Below are 15585 nucleotides of genomic sequence, written 5' to 3' on the forward strand. Positions count from 1 at the left end.
TCCATGAGCCTGCGCATGTGATCGAGCGCAGCTTCCGCATTGCCCTTCGCACACAGGATCACGAGATCATCAGCATAGGTGACGAGCCGCGAGCCTAGACGTTGCCCAAGACCGAGCTTCCGCCACCCCAACACGAACCGGCGCATGTAGAGGTTTGCCAGCAGTGGTGAGATGGGTGATCCTTGCGGGATGCCGCGCCGCTGATCGCGGGCCTGCGTCGTTCGTGTCTTCCTGCCCTTGTCATCCGTTTCTTCGACAGCGCATTCCAACCAGGATTTGATCAGATGCAGAACGCGCGGATCAACGATCCGGCGCGATACCGATTTCATCAGCTCAAGGTGGGGGATGCTGCCGAAGTAGTCGGCAAGGTCGGCGTCCACGACATCCGGTCGGCCGTAGAACAGTTGCTCTTCCACTTCGACCACAGCCTGCTGGGCGTTGCGCCCGGCTCGATAGGCGTAGATCTCAGGTGGAAGGTCGGCTTCAAAGATCGGTTCCAGCACCAGCATCGCTGCCGTCATGCAGACTCGATCCCGCACGGTGGAAATGCCCAGCGGCCTGAGTTTGCCGTTGGCTTTTGGTATGTAGACCCGTCTGATTGGTTCCGATCGGTACGTCTCCTCTTTGAGCGCAAGCGCCAGTTCCGCCAGCCATCGCTCGACGCCATATTCCTCGATACCCGCAAAGTCCTGGCCATCCACCCCCGGTGCGCCCTTGTTCGAGCGACACTGGGCATAGGCATGGGCCAGAATGTCATCGCGGCTGATCTTGTCGTACAATGCGTAAAACCGATAGCCGGCTTCTGCCTTCGCTTTCGCGTGCAACGCCTTCCGCAGTTTCTGGACGCTTATCGGAGTTGATAGGTTACCCAATCTCCTGCCCCTCACCACTTGTTGCGTTCATCTTGAACTGAGGCTCCTTCCCTCCACCGGCATTACCCGGCTCCCTCGGTACTACGGGCCTCTCCGCCACCCCATCGCGCCCTTCCCTCCCTCGCGGGCGTCCAGTTGCCGATCACTCGGCACGCCATGGGGCTTCCCGTGTTGCGTGCACCTTCCTTGCGTACATGCTGTCGCCACTACCCCGGTGCAGCAGACGGGTTCAACGTCGCTCAAACTCCCCCGTCCATATCAGCCTTCCCCGTAAGGGTTAACGGGTCGGCCTGCACATCGTCCTTTTCGAGGATTGCTCAGCGTTCACTCACGTTACGGCCTGCACGCTCGCACGGTCACCTACGTGACCGTTATCCGGGGGCTTCAGACATTTCGTCACCTCCATGCCTGCCCCGGTTGCTTCCGGCTGGAGCATCGCCGGGTGGGCCTCTCACCCACTAGAAAGTGCCGCCTTTGCACGGCGCACACCCTTATCGGACGCTCAGCCCCTGATTTCACTCTCCCAGGTGCGGACCGGCAGCTTCCTCATTCGGGAGGCCTTAGGCAGGCCGACTTCGGAATGTCGGGTCATGTTTTGAGAATTGCAAAAGCTGCCCGTTCGGCGCCGAAGTAGACATTTGATCGATTGAAAAGCTGGGGCAGCCGGTGCGCTCCCTAATTGCATTCGTGCCGTGGCTCAATGCTGCCGAGCACCGCCATCGTGTTCAACAGCGCGTGGCTTCCGACTGCGGTAAAAATAAAAGATTTTGGAACTTACACGTCGTGCCGTTGTTGTGATTTTCCGGCTCGAACGGAGCCTGTGAGCCTCGGCCCATGATATCGGGACGGCATGCCGGGCTTGAATGCTGCGCCCCGCAGAAAGCCGTCTCCCAATGTCACTCCAGCCAATCGTCCTCGTTGTCGAGGACGAACCATTAATATTACTGGCCGCCTGCAACATGGTCGAGAGCGCCGGATACGGTACGAGAGAGGCGACGAACGCGAATCGTGCTCTCAGCATTCTTGCGGAGAACCCTTCAATCTCGATCCTGTTCACCGATATCGACATGCCGGGACCGATCGACGGGATGGCCTTGGCGTTTGAAACACAGCAACGCTGGCCTCACATCGGCATCATCATCACTTCAGGCCGCTGGCCTTTGGCCCGGCACGAAATTCCAACTGATGCCGTGTTCCTTGAAAAGCCCTACCTCGAAAGGTCTCTCGTCGAGGCGCTGACGAACCTCTTCGCCTGACCCGTCCTTGCGAACGGATCCGACTGCAGCGCAAGCATATCAGCCCCGACTACCGGCCGATCAAGGAACTGCGATGATAGATGATGTCTTGCTCGGTCAGGCGACCGTGCCGGATGGAGTGGAACTGAAGCTGATCCAGCATGGCTCCGATTTCACGATTCTGCTGGAGGACAACGAATTGATGAGTACGCAGGCCAATGCTTCCCTGCGAGCAGTGCTAGCCGTTCTGGGGGCGAGGCGCATGTCATGGTGGCCGAAATCGTCCCGGAAATCCTCGCGTGGGCAAGAGGGCCGATGCAGGCGATCACGGACGGGTGTCTTGACGATCCGCGCGTTCGTGTCGTCGGCGAAGACGTGGCGCTGCTTATCGATTCAGCGTGGGAGGCTTACGATGCCATTCTGCTGGACGTCGACAATGTTCCGGGCGCCTGACACGCCAGCTTAACGATGGGCTTTACTCAGTGCCTGGACTGCAACGAGCCATGCTGGTGCTGAGACTGCGCGGCATATTTGCGATCTGGTCAGCCTTCACCGAACGTGCGTTCACACAACGACCGCGTGACATCGGCTTCCAAGTGACCGAAACGCAGGTCAGGGCGCGGCCCAACAACAAGGGTTTTCGTCATGTGATCTGGTTCGCCCGCAAGCCATGACCCTGCGGCGATGCCTCCCCGGTTGAGACCGGGGAGGATCTGGTCAATCGACCATGGCAGCGACGAGGCGCTGCAAGTGATCCCGGCTCAGAAGGCCTGTTGACCGGTAGATCAGACCGTTACGCACGGTGGCTGAATGGAAGTTGGCATTTTCAGGGCGCTTTTGTGCGGCTTGGGTATTGATGTGCATGATATCCTACGGTGCGGATTTTTCCGCTCTTATCTTCTGAAACCGCTGCGCCGTCTCGGTGGCCCTCCGGCTTGTCCCGGTGTCTTTTCACGGAACACGATCCGGCCTTTTGAAAGATCGTAAGGCGTCATCTCGACATGCACGCGATCACCGACCACCGAGCGGATGCGGAACTTGCGCATCTTGCCCGCCGTGTAGGCAATGATCTTATGCTCATTGTAGAGCAGGACCGCGAAGCGTCCATCGGGGAGGATTTCCTCGATGTAGCCTTCCATTGTCAGCAATTCTTCTTTGGCCAATCCATGATGTCCCGAATACGAGGGCGCCCGCCGTCATGCATGCGCAAAACGGCGGTCATGAGAGCCAAGCTGATGCTTGAGAAATTGCCCGCATTACGCAGGGCAGCATTCGCCAAAAATGACGCAGCGATTTTCATATACAGGCAAAAATGCATTTTTCAACAGAGGTGCATATTTTTAAATATTATTCCCGATTTATCGAATGCTCTCGCTGATCGAAGCAGAATCGTGTAGAAGAATTACATTGCCGATAATTTTCGCCCATCGGCAACTGAGAGACCTAATGCGCTCCCGCAAGAAGGAGGGCCCGCATGGATCTAAACCAGCTACTTTTTCATCATCAGATCGCGCTTATCCAATACGGTGCGCGCGATAAGGATGATCATGAGCGCAGATCGCATTTCGATCTCGTGCGCCATTACCAAACCCGGATCGCCCGCCTGCGACATGACATGGGTGTCATGTCCTATCCGCAATGGTCATGACCTGGCCACTGCCTAGCCACATCGCCTGCTCTCGTTCTCGCCCGACCGGAGTTCCTTCATGCGGACGGCAATGGAGCCGCGCTTCGAGAGATGACCTGACCTTCCACCGACGCAGCGAGATAGCTGGCCTTGCATTCGCCCTGCTCGGCGGTCGCGTGGCGGCGCGGGATTTCCTTTCCAGCCCCGGCCCCAATCATGCGCGGACCATGCTGGAGACGGCCACAGCCTCCGCGATCGGCCAGATCCAGATCGCCCACCTGCTCTGGAAGATCGCTGCGCACCGCATGCGACCCTATCAATAGGAAATCCGAAATGGATAGTGAAGACAAGCCTGTGCGGCCCTTTCGCCCGAAGGTGCGTTGGTCGGATCGCCCTAAACTGGCACCCGATGCTGCGGGCCGTCAGGGTCAGGTGACGAAATTGGCGCTCGATGTGCTGGGAGGTCGGGACGCGGCCATTGCCTATCTCAACACGGCTTGCGGCAAGCTCGGTGGGCGGCCGCTTGATCTTGCAGTGGACTCCGCCGAGGGCCTGGGACGAGTGGAACGCGCTCTTGCCGACCTGAAGCCTGCATGCTGATCCGCGCAGAATACGATATCGCCTTCACTTGCGAGCAACCCGTGCCGATGCTCGCACACCTGAGCATCCATGCATCGCGCAACAAGGATCTGCGCACGCCGCAGCGGCTGTTCACCACGCCCGACATCCCCATCTACGACTATGTCGACAGCTTCGGCAACATCTGCACCCGCCTCACCGTTCCGGCGGGCGGCGTGACAATCTCCTGCGGGTTAGTCATCGACGACGCCTTCGATCCCGATCCGGTCGTGCCGGACGCTTTGCAGTCGGCGATCGAGGAACTGCCCGACGACGTCATGTTGTATCTTCTCGCCAGCCGTTACTGCGAGACGGACCGCCTTACCGAGACGGCATGGGATCTGTTCGGAAACGCCGCTCCGGGCTGGCCCCTGGTCCAGGCCATCGTCGATTACGTGCATGGTCACATTCGCTTTGATTACATGAAAGCGAGGCCGACCAAGACCTCATGGGATGTCTTCCAGGAGCGCGAAGGTGTCTGTCGCGATTTCGCCCATCTGGCGATCACATTGTGCCGCTGCATGAACGTGCCTGCGCGTTACTGCACCGGATACCTTGGCGACATGGATCTGCCCGAGCCGGTAGGGGAAATGGATTTCTCAGCCTGGTTCGAAGTTTGGCTGGGCGGTCGCTGGTATGTCTTTGATGCAAGGCACAACCGGCCCCGACGTGGGCGAATACTGATGGCGCGAGGGCGCGATGCGGCTGACGCGGCGTTGACGATGACCTTCGGCCCGGTCACCCTTTCCAGGTTCGACATCTATACCGACGAAGACAGGCTGGGCCTCGTCTCATCGTGATGCCGAGGCCGCCCGCGCGTCGATAGTTGCGGGAAAGAAGCATGCCATGACGGGGCCATTTCCCGGACAGGACATCGTGGCTCCGCATCTATCCAGCACCGCCGGGATTTCACCCTCGGCAATCATTTCGCCGCCGCGCCGGATCGAACCGGTTTCTCCGGCTGGCCTGCTGCTGCAAACATTCGCTGCAAGCCAGCTGCTAAGAATTGCCCGTTGGCGAGACATAATCTTGTGCCTGGGCGCGACGCATCGGCAAGTCGAAATCGCCGCTGGAGATGCGGCTCGCTGCTAATATCTGATGAACGCTGCCCGGACCCATTTCAGACAAATCGATTTATTGAAATGTAGCTATAAAAGCGATGTCTTAGATATATTTCATCAACGGAAAGTCATTCATTTACGTGGAATTTATAGAATTATGTCACTCGTCATAATGCCGCCCTAAATTTAATTTAGGCTGAGACCCGAATACGCCTATCTAATTTTCTCGATGCGCGTTACAAGCGGCGCGCTGACACGTCGCCTGCGACGGATATTGGAGCGCCAAGGCTCCCCTTTGTCCCTTACTAGCCTCACGAAGCCGGGATGTGCCGCTGTTGGTGCATGCCCGTCCTACTGCATTGGGCAAAGGATACCCAGATGATCACCGGCACCGTAAAGTTCTTCAACGCCGACAAGGGTTTCGGTTTCATCGCTCCGGAATCGGGCGGCGAAGATAATTTTGTTCACATCAGCGCGGTGGAACGGGCCGGCATGGGCACCTTGAACAAGGATCAGCGCGTGTCCTACGAACTGGAAACCGATCGTCGCGGCAAGACCTCCGCCGTCAATCTCCAGTCGGCTTGAACAAACCGAAGCGGCGGGCCTCTACCGAGGTCCGCCGGTCTTGGCCGTCGGACACGGGAGAGAAGTTATGTCATCGCTGGCATTTTATCGCGCACAAGCCGATCTCCAGATGATCGCAGCTGATGCCGCAAGCCTGCCTCAGGTGCGTGACCGATGCCTGAGAGCAGTGTCGGCCTGGACGCAACTGGCCGATCGCACTCAGAAAATCGAATATGCTCGGAAAGAGAAATTAGGCACTTAAGGGTGCAAGCTCAGTCAGGGCATGGAAATCGATCGTCAACCGCAGCACATGATTTTTGCCTAACCTGACTTCTATAATTCTTTATTGGTCTAGAAAGAATGGCCTTGCTCGAACAAACGCCATGCCTGCCACGCAATTCAAAGTCGCGAACATCGATCGGTCAGATTTACTCCTGCCAGATAGGACAGCGAACGGACAGCAATTCAACAGCGCAAATAAGTAGCGAAACGCTCAGAACGGGCGTTGCTGCTGTCCCACCACCCTCCTTCTCAGACACGTATTTGAAGGAAAGCATGTCTATTGGGCACTCGTTCAACGAAAGCACAATTTTGAGCCGAACCCATTTCGCGGCTGTGTCAGGAATTCTTGTCATCGTCAGCCTGCCGGCCATCGCCCTGCTCGTGGTGAAAATGATGACCTCCTACTTAGCGGGGCACTGAGTAAATTGGAGCAGATCGACGCCAAGACATACGGAATATTCAGCGCGCAGTGTGCATCAAAGCGAATATCCGTGCCGATATGATGCGGGCAAGCCAGAACAAAAATAGCAAAATATACTGATATAATTTTCCAGTTTGCGCGGCGACTTTTTCATGCGGCTGGCAGGCCTGCCATTGAAATATAAATTTCCATCCCTATCTGCTTACAATCGCTGGCATTGGAAACTAAGCACCGGCGGCTGAGAGACCATAGTGCTCCCGCTTATAAGAGGGGGCGTTGCCATGGATCTCAATCACCAGTACTTTGAGCACCAAATATCGCTTATGCGCGCAAGCGCTGCGGGAACGCGGCTTGCAAGAACGCGACACCTCGCGGCAGCCGGCGTCACGGCGTACCGTATCAGCAACCATCAATCCGGCATTGGAGCAGACGCAGCAGACGGCTGGGTCAGAAGCTCGCACCACCTTCATGTGTGGATTGATCGCGATTTCGGGATCGCAACATGAGCCGGCTGCTCAACGTTGATCTCCCTCAGGCAGACGTGGAGCGGCAATGCGCCGAGCATCAAGTGTCAATCAGTGCCATCGAGCCTCTCCCGAGCGGCGGCACGCATCTCGTCTGCGTCAGGCCAGAAGGGGCTGAGGAGATGCGTCAGGTTTTCTCGGACAAACTGATCCCTGGCATCGTCCGGCGCTACCCATTTTATCGCGCACGAGGGCCGTGGTGATATCGAAAGAAACCAGCCCCCGCTTTCCCGTGGCACTTGCGGAGTCGAATTCGTCATGACCCATCCGATGCTGCAATTCTGCCTCAGTTCCAACGGCGACCAATGGTATCTGGCCCGTGGAAACGGCACCGATAGAACTTCGGTGGTGCATGAACCGAACCGCTCCTCAGGCGGCGCCGTTACAAGCATCTCGATTGAGGACTTCCTGCGTGGGAATCCGGAAGCGCCTGAGCGTCAGGACTTCGTGAGGTTGGTCGCTGATCTGCTCGGCAACGAGCTTGACGACTGCAAAGCCCGCAAGGACGTTCTGTTAATACAACTTCGCGATGCCACCGAAGAAGACGCAGCGAATGCCTTGCTCGGCGCAAAAGTGCAGCTGCCACTGACGACGCCCTATGAAGCCTTGGAATTTTTCAACTGCATGGTGGACGTTGTGACGGGTCAGCGCGCCATTGAGGTAGGGGAAGATGCCCATCGAATCCGCCCCGGTTTCGGAAGCACTCACGGGTAACGTCGGCAAGCTGGATCGGACATCGACACTGTCCGTTCATGAGAATGTGGAATGGCGCGCTGGTCGGCAACTAAGGGCGCGAGGCAGCGGTTTCGGCCGTCGACCCTTATACGACGCTCAAAGCCCAAATCTCGATTCCTAGGTGCGGACGTTCCGCTATACCGAGGGCAGTCGACCAAGTTCGGTCATAGACCGCTTGGTGCAGCAATGCTCGTTGTGGGCAACATCCGACGGTGCTTGTAGAGGATGACGATGCTGAGGATATCTTTAGTGTCTTTATTCAGCAGAAACGCTACTTCTCTGGTGCCAGCGCCTCAATAATTCTGCAGTCGCCAATGGTGGTGCCCGAACAACAATCGAGCTTGCGAACCAGTTCCGCGCGCAGCTTCGACAGATCCGCCAGCTTGCGATCGATTTCGGCGATGTTCGCTGCCGTTATCGCATCGACCTCGGCACAGGGCGCGTCGGTGTCATCGGCCAGTGCCAGCAATGCCCGCACTTGCGCCAGCGAGAAACCGAGATCGCGCGAGCGTCGGATGAACGAAAGCCGGTGGAGGTGCTCCGCCTCATACAGACGGTAGTTCCCTGCGCTGCGGGCCGGCAGCGGGATCAATCCCTCTTTCTCGTAGAAACGTACCGTCGCAACGCGTGTATCGGTCAGTTTCGCCAGAGCGCCGATTTTCATGCTTGACCCTATCGCGACTTCAGGGTGCATAGGTCGACGCCATATTCAACCTGCCGGACGCGAATCATGGCGCACGACTGCTGCTCGAAGAAAGACGATACCCTCGCCCTGCTGGCCGAGAAGAAGGACCAGCGGCGGGTGCTGATCATCGTGCTGGCCATCAATCTGGCGATGTTCGTGGCCGAGTTCGGCGGTGGGCTGGTGGCACGGTCTTCGGCCTTGATGGCCGATTCCGTCGACATGCTAGGCGATGCGATCGTGTACGCGTTGAGCCTTTACGCACTGCATCGCGGCGCGCGCTGGGAAGCCGGTGCAGCCATCGTCAAGGGCGCGATCATCCTGGCGTTCGGCATCGCCGTGATCGTCGAGATCGCCAGCAAGATCGCCAATGGCGTGCCGCCGTCGTCCTCGTTGATGCTTGGTTTTGGTGGACTCGCGCTTGCAGCCAACCTGACCTGCCTCGCGCTGCTCTGGCGTTGCCGCAAGGCCAACGTCAACATGTCGAGCACCTTCGAGTGTTCGCGCAATGACGTGGCATCGAACGTCGGGGTTCTTGTCGCCGCTGGGCTGGTCGCTATCACCGGCAAGGTCTGGCCCGACATTGCCGTTGCCGGCGTCATTGCTCTAATCTTCCTGCGCTCGGCATTGAAGGTTCTAGCCGAGGCCGTTCCTGCCTGGCGCACTGCGCGCGATGTGACGAGCGAGAGTTGCAGGTGACACCGCCGCCCCAATCCCGTACCACAGCAAGGATGTCCTTTCGGCGCTTTTATCTCCTGCTGCTGATGCTGGTGTCGTCCTTCGTGACGAGCGCCTTGCTGCACGCTGCCGAGATTGCAGGGCCGGTGACGATCGAATGCTCGGGATACGTGCATAGCGAAGGCGACTTCGACGAAACCCAGGGTGATGCCGACAAGGGCGTGCCTCACCATCATGCGGGTTGTCAGGGCGGGATTTCGGCCCTGCCATCGCGTGAACTGGTTCCCGACATCTACCGGCTGCTGCATGCGCCTGTTCCGGCTGCGCGTTCGGCTGCTCTTGGCCGCTGGATTTCCGGCCCGGACCTGCGTCCTCCCATCGCCTGATTGAATTTCACCGGCTGACCGTGCGGGCTTGCCTGCGCGTGACGCCTGTCGTCATTCGATCAGGATTTTCCACATGTACAGGATCATTGCGGCCTTGCTGGCCGCCACGTCGTGCACTGCCGTCGCGCAGGCGCAGGACATCGCCGCGCCCCCTTCGTTGGCGGCGACAACCGGAACGTTTACGCTGAAAGATGCTGTCCTGGCCGCCGGAGGCAGCGCGCCTGCCATCGAGGCGGCCCAGGCCGGGGTCACCGCCGCTGAGGCAGGCCGCAAAGTTGCCGGTCTCATGCCAAACCCCATTGTACAGGGGCAGGTAGAGAACGTGGTGGGTACCGGCCCTTATCGCGGTCTTCGCAGCAACGAGACAACGGTCGGCTTCATGCAGACGCTTGAATTGGGCGGCAAGCGGGAGGCACGCGTAGCCGTTGCCTCTGCTCAGTTGTCGCGCGCCGAACTAGAAGCGGCGATCATCGCGGCGGACGTGCGGCTGCAGGTCTCGCAGCTCTATGTCGATGCCGTCGCTGCCGAACGGCGGTTGACGACGGCCAGGGACCAGTCGCGGATCGCCGGCGATGCGCTGCGAGCAGCCGGTATCCGGGTGCAGGCAGGCCGCGCATCGCCGCTCGAACAGCAGCGCGCCGATGTTGCGAGAGTGAACGCCGAGGCGAATGTGGAACGGCAGGAACGCCTTGCCCGAGCTGCCCGCATCAACCTCGAACGCCGGATTGGTCGCGGTATCGATGGCGCCCTTGATGTGGGCCTGCTCGGTCAGTTGCCTTCTGCGGGCTACGGGCCAGGTGTTCCCATCTCTCCGCAAGGCACTCTGGCTCTGGCTGCTGCCGATGCTGACCTGGCCGTGGCCGATGCCAACGTCAGATTGGCCCGCGCGAACCGAATGCCGGATCTCGATGTCGGCCCTTCGGTGCGCCGCCTCGAGGCGACCAACGACATTGCAGCGGTCTTCACCGTCTCGATCCCGCTGCAGGTCTTCAACAACGGTCGCGCCGCCCTGTCGCAGGCCAGTGCCCAGCGCACGCAGGCCGAGGCCCAGCGTCGGGTCAGTGCGCTCGACATCGAACAGGCGATCACCAATGCGCAGGCGGAAGCGGACAATGCAGCGACGGCTGCGCGGGCCGCGTCCGGCCCTGCGCTTGCCGCCGCACAAGAAGCTGCCCGGATCGCTCGCATCGGTTATCGCGAGGGCAAGTTTGGCCAGCTCGACCTGCTCGATGCCGAACGCACACTCGCCGACACGCGGGTCGCCGCGATCGATGCGCTTGCCGCCTACCAGAATGCCCGCGCGCAGCTGGAGCGCCTGACCGCGCCCGCCGTCGCGCCGGAAGGGGGGAATTGATTACCATGAAGATGAACACGATAGCCTACGCCGCTTTGCCGCTTACGCTGGCCCTCGCGCTTGCCGCTTGTGGTGGCGGAGCGAGCGAAGATGCCGCGCCCAAGCAGGAACAGGCCGACGGTGCGGACGAAGCTGCTCATGCCGATGAAGGCAAGATCACGCTGACTCAGGAGCAGATCACGTCTGCCGGTATCCAGATCGACCGGGCCATGGTCGGTGGATCGGGAACGCTTGAACTGCCAGCGATGATCGACGGCGATCCGCAGGGCACGCAGGTCGTCTCTGCCGCCATCGGTGGACGCGTGGTCGCACTTAACCGCAACCTCGGTCAGTCGGTCGGTCGCGGGGATACGCTCGCCGTCATCGAGAGCCGCGAAGCGGCGCTGCTCAAGGGCGAGGTCGAGGCCAGTCGCGCCCGGCTGGCCCTCGCCAACTCGAACCTATCTCGCGAACAGCGCCTGTTCGCACAGCGGGTTTCGCCCGAGCAGGACCTGATCGCAGCGCGCACCGCCGCCACGGAAGCGCGGATCGCCTACCAGCAGGCACAGGGTCAGGTATCGGCGGCAGGCGCTGGCGGCGGCGGCCTTAACCGCCTCGGCATCTCCGCGCCGATCTCCGGTCAGGTGATCGCTCGCAGCGTGGTGCTTGGCCAGACGGTGGACGCCAACGCTGAACTGTACCGCGTCGCCAATCTATCGAGCGTTTCGCTGTCGCTCAGTCTGCAACCGGCGGATGCCGGGCGGGTGCGGCCCGGCAACGCAGTGACGGTTACTGCGTCCGGGCGTTCTGCAGAAGCGAAGGTGACGTTCGTGTCACCAGCGCTTGATACCGCGACCCGGCTCGTTCCGGTGATCGCCAAGCTCGACAATCGTGCCGGCCAGTGGCGGGTGGGCGAAGCTGTGACCGCCTCGGTCCAACTTACGAGCGAAGGCAGCGGCGGCGCCGCCGATGGTGTCGTGCGCGTGCCGAGCACGGCGGTTCAGACAGTCGAGGGCAAGAGCGTCGTCTTTGTTCGCACGAAGACCGGGTTCCAGGCCATGCCTGTTACCCTCGGCGATAACGCCGGCGGCAGCGTCATCGTGCGTTCGGGCCTCAAGGGCACCGAGCAGGTCGCCGCCACCAACAGCTTCACGCTCAAGGCCGAACTCGGCAAGGGCGAAGCGGCACACGAGGACTGAGCCATGATCGCCGCAACCGTCAACTGGGCGGTCCACAAGCGCTGGCTCGTCCTGCTGCTGACCGCGATCGCCGCCGTCATCGGCGCCGCCGCCTTGTCCCGCCTGCCGATCGATGCAGTGCCGGACATCACCAACAACCAGGTGCAGATCAACGTCCGGGCGCCAGCGCTCTCACCGGAACTGGTCGAGAAGCAGGTGTCCTTCCCGATCGAGACTGCGCTCGCAGGGATTCCGGGTCTCGATTACACTCGCTCGCTTAGCCGCAACGGGTTCTCGCAGATCACCGCAGTGTTCGACGAGAGCACCGACATCTACTTCGCTCGCCAACAGGTGGGTGAGCATCTGACCGGCGTGAAAGAGAACCTTCCCGATGGTGTGAACCCCGAGATGGGGCCGATCGCTACGGGTCTGGGCGAGGTCTATATGTGGACCGTCCGCCTCGAACACCGCAAGGACGACAAGCACGTTCCCGGCGAGCCGGGCATGCAGCCCGACGGCAGCTACATCACGCCCCAAGGCGATCGCCTGACCAACGACATCGACAAGGCGACGTACTTGCGCACCACGCAGGACTGGATCGTCTCACCGTTGCTCAAGAACACCAAGGGCTTGGCGGGCGTCGATTCCATTGGCGGCTATGCCAAGCAGTTCCTTGTCGTGCCGGATATCCAGCGCCTTGCGGCGATGAACGTCACGCTGACAGATCTGGCGACCGCTCTGGAAAAGAACAACACCAGTGTCGGCGGCGGCTTCGTCAACCGCAACGGTGAGGGTCTTGCGGTCCGCTCCGATGCGCTGGTCCGCAACGCCGGCGAATTGGGCAAGGTCGTGATCGCAACGCGCGAAGGCGTGCCGATCATGTTGAACCAGGTCGCATCGGTGAAGACCGGCCAAGCAATCCGCATGGGCTCGGCGTCGGAAAATGGGACCGAGGTCGTTGTTGGCACCGCGATCATGCGCATTGGCGAGAACAGCCGGGTCGTGTCGACGGCCGTCGCGGATCGCCTGAAGGAAATCAATGCCTCGCTCCCGCCCGACGTGATCGTGCAGCCGGTGCTGAACCGTACCGACCTCGTCAATTCGACGATCAAGACGGTCGCGAAGAACCTCAGTGAGGGCGCGCTGCTGGTCATCGTCGTCCTGTTTGCGCTGCTCGGCAATTTCCGGGCTGCGCTGATTGCCGCGATGGTCATTCCGGTCACCATGCTGCTGACCAGCTTCGGCATGCTGCGCACCGGGGTCTCCGCAAATCTCATGAGCCTTGGTGCCCTCGATTTCGGCCTCATCGTCGACGGCGCGGTCATCATCGTCGAGAACGCGCTCCGGCGTATCGCCGATGAGCAGCACTACAACGCTCGCCTGCTCACGGTTCAGGAACGGCTTACCACCGTCGCTACGGCGGCGCGTGAGATGATCCGTCCCTCGGTCTACGGGCAGGCGATCATCATCCTCGTCTACGTGCCGCTGCTCACGCTGACCGGCGTGGAGGGCAAGACCTTCGTGCCGATGGCACTGACTGTCATTATCGCGCTGGCCTTTGCCTTCGTGCTTTCGCTCACGGCGGTGCCGGCGGCAATCGCGATCTGGTTGTCCAACCGGGTCGAGGAGAAGGAAGGCCGCATCATGTCCTGGCTCAAGGCTCGCTATGAGCCGGGTCTGGACGAGGCCATGAAGCGCCCGGTGCTCACCGTAGGCTCCGGTGTCGTCGGGTTCGTCGTCGCCATCGCTGCCTTTATGACGCTGGGCCAGGTGTTCCTGACGCAGCTCGACGAGGGCGATCTCCTGATCCAGGCCCTGCGCATTCCGGCGACCTCTGTCCAGCAGAGCCAGGCCATGCAGGTCCCGATCGAGAAGATGGTGTCGAAGCAGCCGGAAGTGCAGTTCGTCTTCTCCAAGACCGGCACCGCCGAACTGGCCTCGGACCCCATGCCGCCCAACGCCACCGACATGTTCGTGATCCTGAAGCCCCATGACCAGTGGCCGGACAAGAGCGTGACCAAGGACGACCTCATCGCGCGCATGGAAAAGGAACTGAACAAGTTCCCCGGCAATGCCTACGAGATCACGCAGCCGATCCAGATGCGCTTCAACGAGCTCATCGCCGGTGTGCGCGGTGACGTGGCGGTGAAGGTGTTCGGCGAGAACTTCAACGCGATGAACGCCACCGCCGAGAAGATCGCAGGCGTGCTTCGCCGCACGCCGGGCGCTGCCGACGTGAAGGTGGAGCAGACCACGGGCCTTCCCATGCTCGACATTCGCGTCAACCGCGACGCCATGTCACGGCTCGGGGTCACGGCGCAGGATGTGCAGGACATCGTCACTGCGACACTCGGTGGACGCGAGGCTGGCATGATCTTCGAAGGCGACCGCCGCTTCCCGGTGGTGATCCGTCTCTCCGAAACCCAGCGTTCGGACATCGGGCTGCTCCAGCAGGTGCAGGTTCCGGTTTCCTCCAGCGGGGCCGGCCTGCAGTTCGTGCCGCTCTCCAGCATCGCGGATATCAGCGTCGTCGATGGGCCCAACCAGATCAGCCGGGAGAACGGCAAGCGCCGTGTCGTCGTTCAGGCCAACGTGCGTGGCCGTGATGTGGGCAGCGTGGTCGCCGATGCGCAGGCTGCCATCGCCAGAGATGTCCGCCTGCCTGCAGGCAGCTATCTGGAATGGGGTGGCCAGTTCGAGAACCTCGCTTCCGCACGCGACCGCCTGCAACTCGTGATCCCGGCCTGCTTCGCGCTGATCCTTCTTCTGCTTTACGGCGCGCTGGGATCGGTACGCGATGCTGCGATCGTGTTCACCGGAGTGCCCTTGGCACTAGTGGGCGGCGTGCTGCTGCTGTTCCTGCGTGGCATGGACTTTTCCATCGCCGCAGCCGTTGGCTTCATCGCGCTATCGGGCATCGCGGTGCTCAACGGCCTTGTCATGGTCTCCTCGATCCAGGACCTAATGCGCAAAGGCATGGATCGGGCAGAAGCCGCTCGAACCGGGGCTATCCAGCGCCTGCGTCCGGTCGTCATGACCGCGCTCGTTGCCAGCCTCGGCTTTGTGCCGATGTCGTTGGGAACGGGTGCAGGCGCCGAAGTGCAAAAGCCGCTGGCCACGGTTGTCATCGGCGGGCTGATCTCGGCCACGCTGCTGACGCTGTTCGTGTTGCCTACGCTCTATGCGCGGTACGGTCGCAAGGACGTACCGCTCGGTGAACCGCAGCGCCAGCCCGATGGATCTAACGTCGCGCCGAAGGCTCACTGATGGACTGTGGGAGGAAGTCGCCCAATGAATGGTTTCCTCCCCAGCCATTGAGGAGAAGGAACTTGATGATGGTGATCAATGCGCTGCGTTTGCTGGCCTAAAGGAATCCTATCAAATCGGCG

21 protein-coding genes are annotated in these 15585 nt (G+C 60.6%); 16 read left to right on the forward strand and 5 right to left on the reverse strand.

The window, feature by feature from the left end:
• Positions 1 to 779 (reverse strand): reverse transcriptase domain-containing protein (locus tag GGR40_RS21790; protein ID WP_429278366.1); only part of this gene is annotated, 779 nt, incomplete at its 3' end.
• A 956-nt stretch (positions 780 to 1735) separates the two neighbouring features.
• Between GGR40_RS21790 and GGR40_RS21795 the strand changes: the two genes are divergently transcribed.
• The 3 genes from GGR40_RS21795 to GGR40_RS21805 all read left to right on the forward strand — a co-directional run bounded on the left by GGR40_RS21795 (position 1736) and on the right by GGR40_RS21805 (position 2781).
• On the forward strand, positions 1736 to 2128 hold the full coding sequence (locus GGR40_RS21795; protein WP_429278367.1) for a response regulator: 393 nt from the start codon (positions 1736 to 1738) through the stop codon (positions 2126 to 2128).
• A gap of 246 nt (positions 2129 to 2374) precedes the next feature.
• On the forward strand, positions 2375 to 2560 hold the full coding sequence (locus tag GGR40_RS21800) for a hypothetical protein (RefSeq protein ID WP_429278368.1): 186 nt from the start codon (positions 2375 to 2377) through the stop codon (positions 2558 to 2560).
• Between the two features lie 50 nt (positions 2561 to 2610).
• A complete protein-coding gene (locus GGR40_RS21805) occupies positions 2611 to 2781 on the forward strand; it encodes a hypothetical protein (protein ID WP_429278369.1) in 171 nt (56 codons plus the stop codon).
• Positions 2782 to 2824: 43 nt separating this feature from the next.
• Here GGR40_RS21805 and GGR40_RS21810 read toward each other — a convergent pair whose 3' ends face one another.
• Both GGR40_RS21810 and infA read right to left on the reverse strand, forming a co-directional pair.
• Entirely contained in the window at positions 2825 to 2971 is a 147-nt protein-coding gene (locus GGR40_RS21810; RefSeq protein WP_429278370.1) for a hypothetical protein, read from the reverse strand.
• Between the two features lie 29 nt (positions 2972 to 3000).
• Positions 3001 to 3270, reverse strand: coding sequence for a translation initiation factor IF-1 (gene infA, locus GGR40_RS21815; protein WP_429278371.1), 270 nt, complete (start codon positions 3268 to 3270; stop codon positions 3001 to 3003).
• Positions 3271 to 3581: 311 nt separating this feature from the next.
• On the opposite strand from infA, the gene GGR40_RS21820 reads away from it, so the two are divergent.
• On the forward strand, positions 3582 to 3755 hold the full coding sequence (locus GGR40_RS21820) for a hypothetical protein (protein WP_429278372.1): 174 nt from the start codon (positions 3582 to 3584) through the stop codon (positions 3753 to 3755).
• Between the two features lie 56 nt (positions 3756 to 3811).
• On the opposite strand, the gene GGR40_RS21825 is transcribed toward GGR40_RS21820, so the two are convergent.
• On the reverse strand, positions 3812 to 4036 hold the full coding sequence (locus GGR40_RS21825; protein WP_429278219.1) for a hypothetical protein: 225 nt from the start codon (positions 4034 to 4036) through the stop codon (positions 3812 to 3814).
• A gap of 31 nt (positions 4037 to 4067) precedes the next feature.
• Between GGR40_RS21825 and GGR40_RS21830 the strand changes: the two genes are divergently transcribed.
• The 7 genes from GGR40_RS21830 (at position 4068) to GGR40_RS21860 (ending at position 7918) form a co-directional block, all read left to right on the forward strand.
• The gene (locus GGR40_RS21830) at positions 4068 to 4334 is read left to right on the forward strand and encodes a hypothetical protein (protein ID WP_429278373.1); all 267 of its coding nucleotides are present in this window, start codon (positions 4068 to 4070) and stop codon (positions 4332 to 4334) included.
• Positions 4328 to 5152, forward strand: a complete 825-nt coding sequence (locus GGR40_RS21835) for a transglutaminase-like domain-containing protein (protein WP_429278374.1) — start codon at positions 4328 to 4330, stop codon at positions 5150 to 5152. The genes GGR40_RS21830 and GGR40_RS21835 overlap by 7 nt, the downstream gene beginning before the upstream one ends.
• A gap of 639 nt (positions 5153 to 5791) precedes the next feature.
• Positions 5792 to 5998, forward strand: coding sequence for a cold-shock protein (locus GGR40_RS21840; protein ID WP_429278216.1), 207 nt, complete (start codon positions 5792 to 5794; stop codon positions 5996 to 5998).
• A gap of 67 nt (positions 5999 to 6065) precedes the next feature.
• A complete protein-coding gene (locus GGR40_RS21845; RefSeq protein WP_429278215.1) occupies positions 6066 to 6239 on the forward strand; it encodes a hypothetical protein in 174 nt (57 codons plus the stop codon).
• A 98-nt stretch (positions 6240 to 6337) separates the two neighbouring features.
• On the forward strand, positions 6338 to 6679 hold the full coding sequence (locus GGR40_RS21850; protein WP_429278375.1) for a hypothetical protein: 342 nt from the start codon (positions 6338 to 6340) through the stop codon (positions 6677 to 6679).
• Positions 6680 to 7182: 503 nt separating this feature from the next.
• The gene (locus GGR40_RS21855) at positions 7183 to 7407 is read left to right on the forward strand and encodes a hypothetical protein (RefSeq protein ID WP_429278376.1); all 225 of its coding nucleotides are present in this window, start codon (positions 7183 to 7185) and stop codon (positions 7405 to 7407) included.
• 55 nt (positions 7408 to 7462) lie between these two features.
• Complete coding sequence (locus GGR40_RS21860; RefSeq protein WP_429278377.1) at positions 7463 to 7918, forward strand: hypothetical protein; 456 nt, start codon at positions 7463 to 7465, stop codon at positions 7916 to 7918.
• Between the two features lie 292 nt (positions 7919 to 8210).
• Here the strand turns inward: GGR40_RS21860 and GGR40_RS21865 are convergent, their stop codons facing one another.
• On the reverse strand, positions 8211 to 8603 hold the full coding sequence (locus GGR40_RS21865; protein WP_429278378.1) for a MerR family transcriptional regulator: 393 nt from the start codon (positions 8601 to 8603) through the stop codon (positions 8211 to 8213).
• A gap of 66 nt (positions 8604 to 8669) precedes the next feature.
• Between GGR40_RS21865 and GGR40_RS21870 the strand changes: the two genes are divergently transcribed.
• From GGR40_RS21870 to GGR40_RS21890, 5 genes are all read left to right on the forward strand, one after another.
• Entirely contained in the window at positions 8670 to 9320 is a 651-nt protein-coding gene (locus GGR40_RS21870; protein WP_429278379.1) for a cation transporter, read from the forward strand.
• A gap of 32 nt (positions 9321 to 9352) precedes the next feature.
• Positions 9353 to 9685, forward strand: coding sequence for a hypothetical protein (locus GGR40_RS21875; protein WP_429278380.1), 333 nt, complete (start codon positions 9353 to 9355; stop codon positions 9683 to 9685).
• 73 nt (positions 9686 to 9758) lie between these two features.
• Positions 9759 to 11039 (forward strand): TolC family protein, encoded by a 1281-nt coding sequence (locus GGR40_RS21880; RefSeq protein WP_429278381.1) that lies wholly within the window; start codon positions 9759 to 9761, stop codon positions 11037 to 11039.
• A gap of 5 nt (positions 11040 to 11044) precedes the next feature.
• Complete coding sequence (locus GGR40_RS21885) at positions 11045 to 12217, forward strand: efflux RND transporter periplasmic adaptor subunit (protein WP_429278382.1); 1173 nt, start codon at positions 11045 to 11047, stop codon at positions 12215 to 12217.
• A 3-nt stretch (positions 12218 to 12220) separates the two neighbouring features.
• On the forward strand, positions 12221 to 15463 hold the full coding sequence (locus GGR40_RS21890) for an efflux RND transporter permease subunit (RefSeq protein ID WP_429278383.1): 3243 nt from the start codon (positions 12221 to 12223) through the stop codon (positions 15461 to 15463).
• The last annotated feature ends 122 nt before the right edge of the window (positions 15464 to 15585 follow it).

The organism is Novosphingobium gossypii (genome assembly GCF_050433305.1).
Taxonomy (GTDB): Bacteria; Pseudomonadota; Alphaproteobacteria; order Sphingomonadales; family Sphingomonadaceae; genus Novosphingobium; species Novosphingobium gossypii.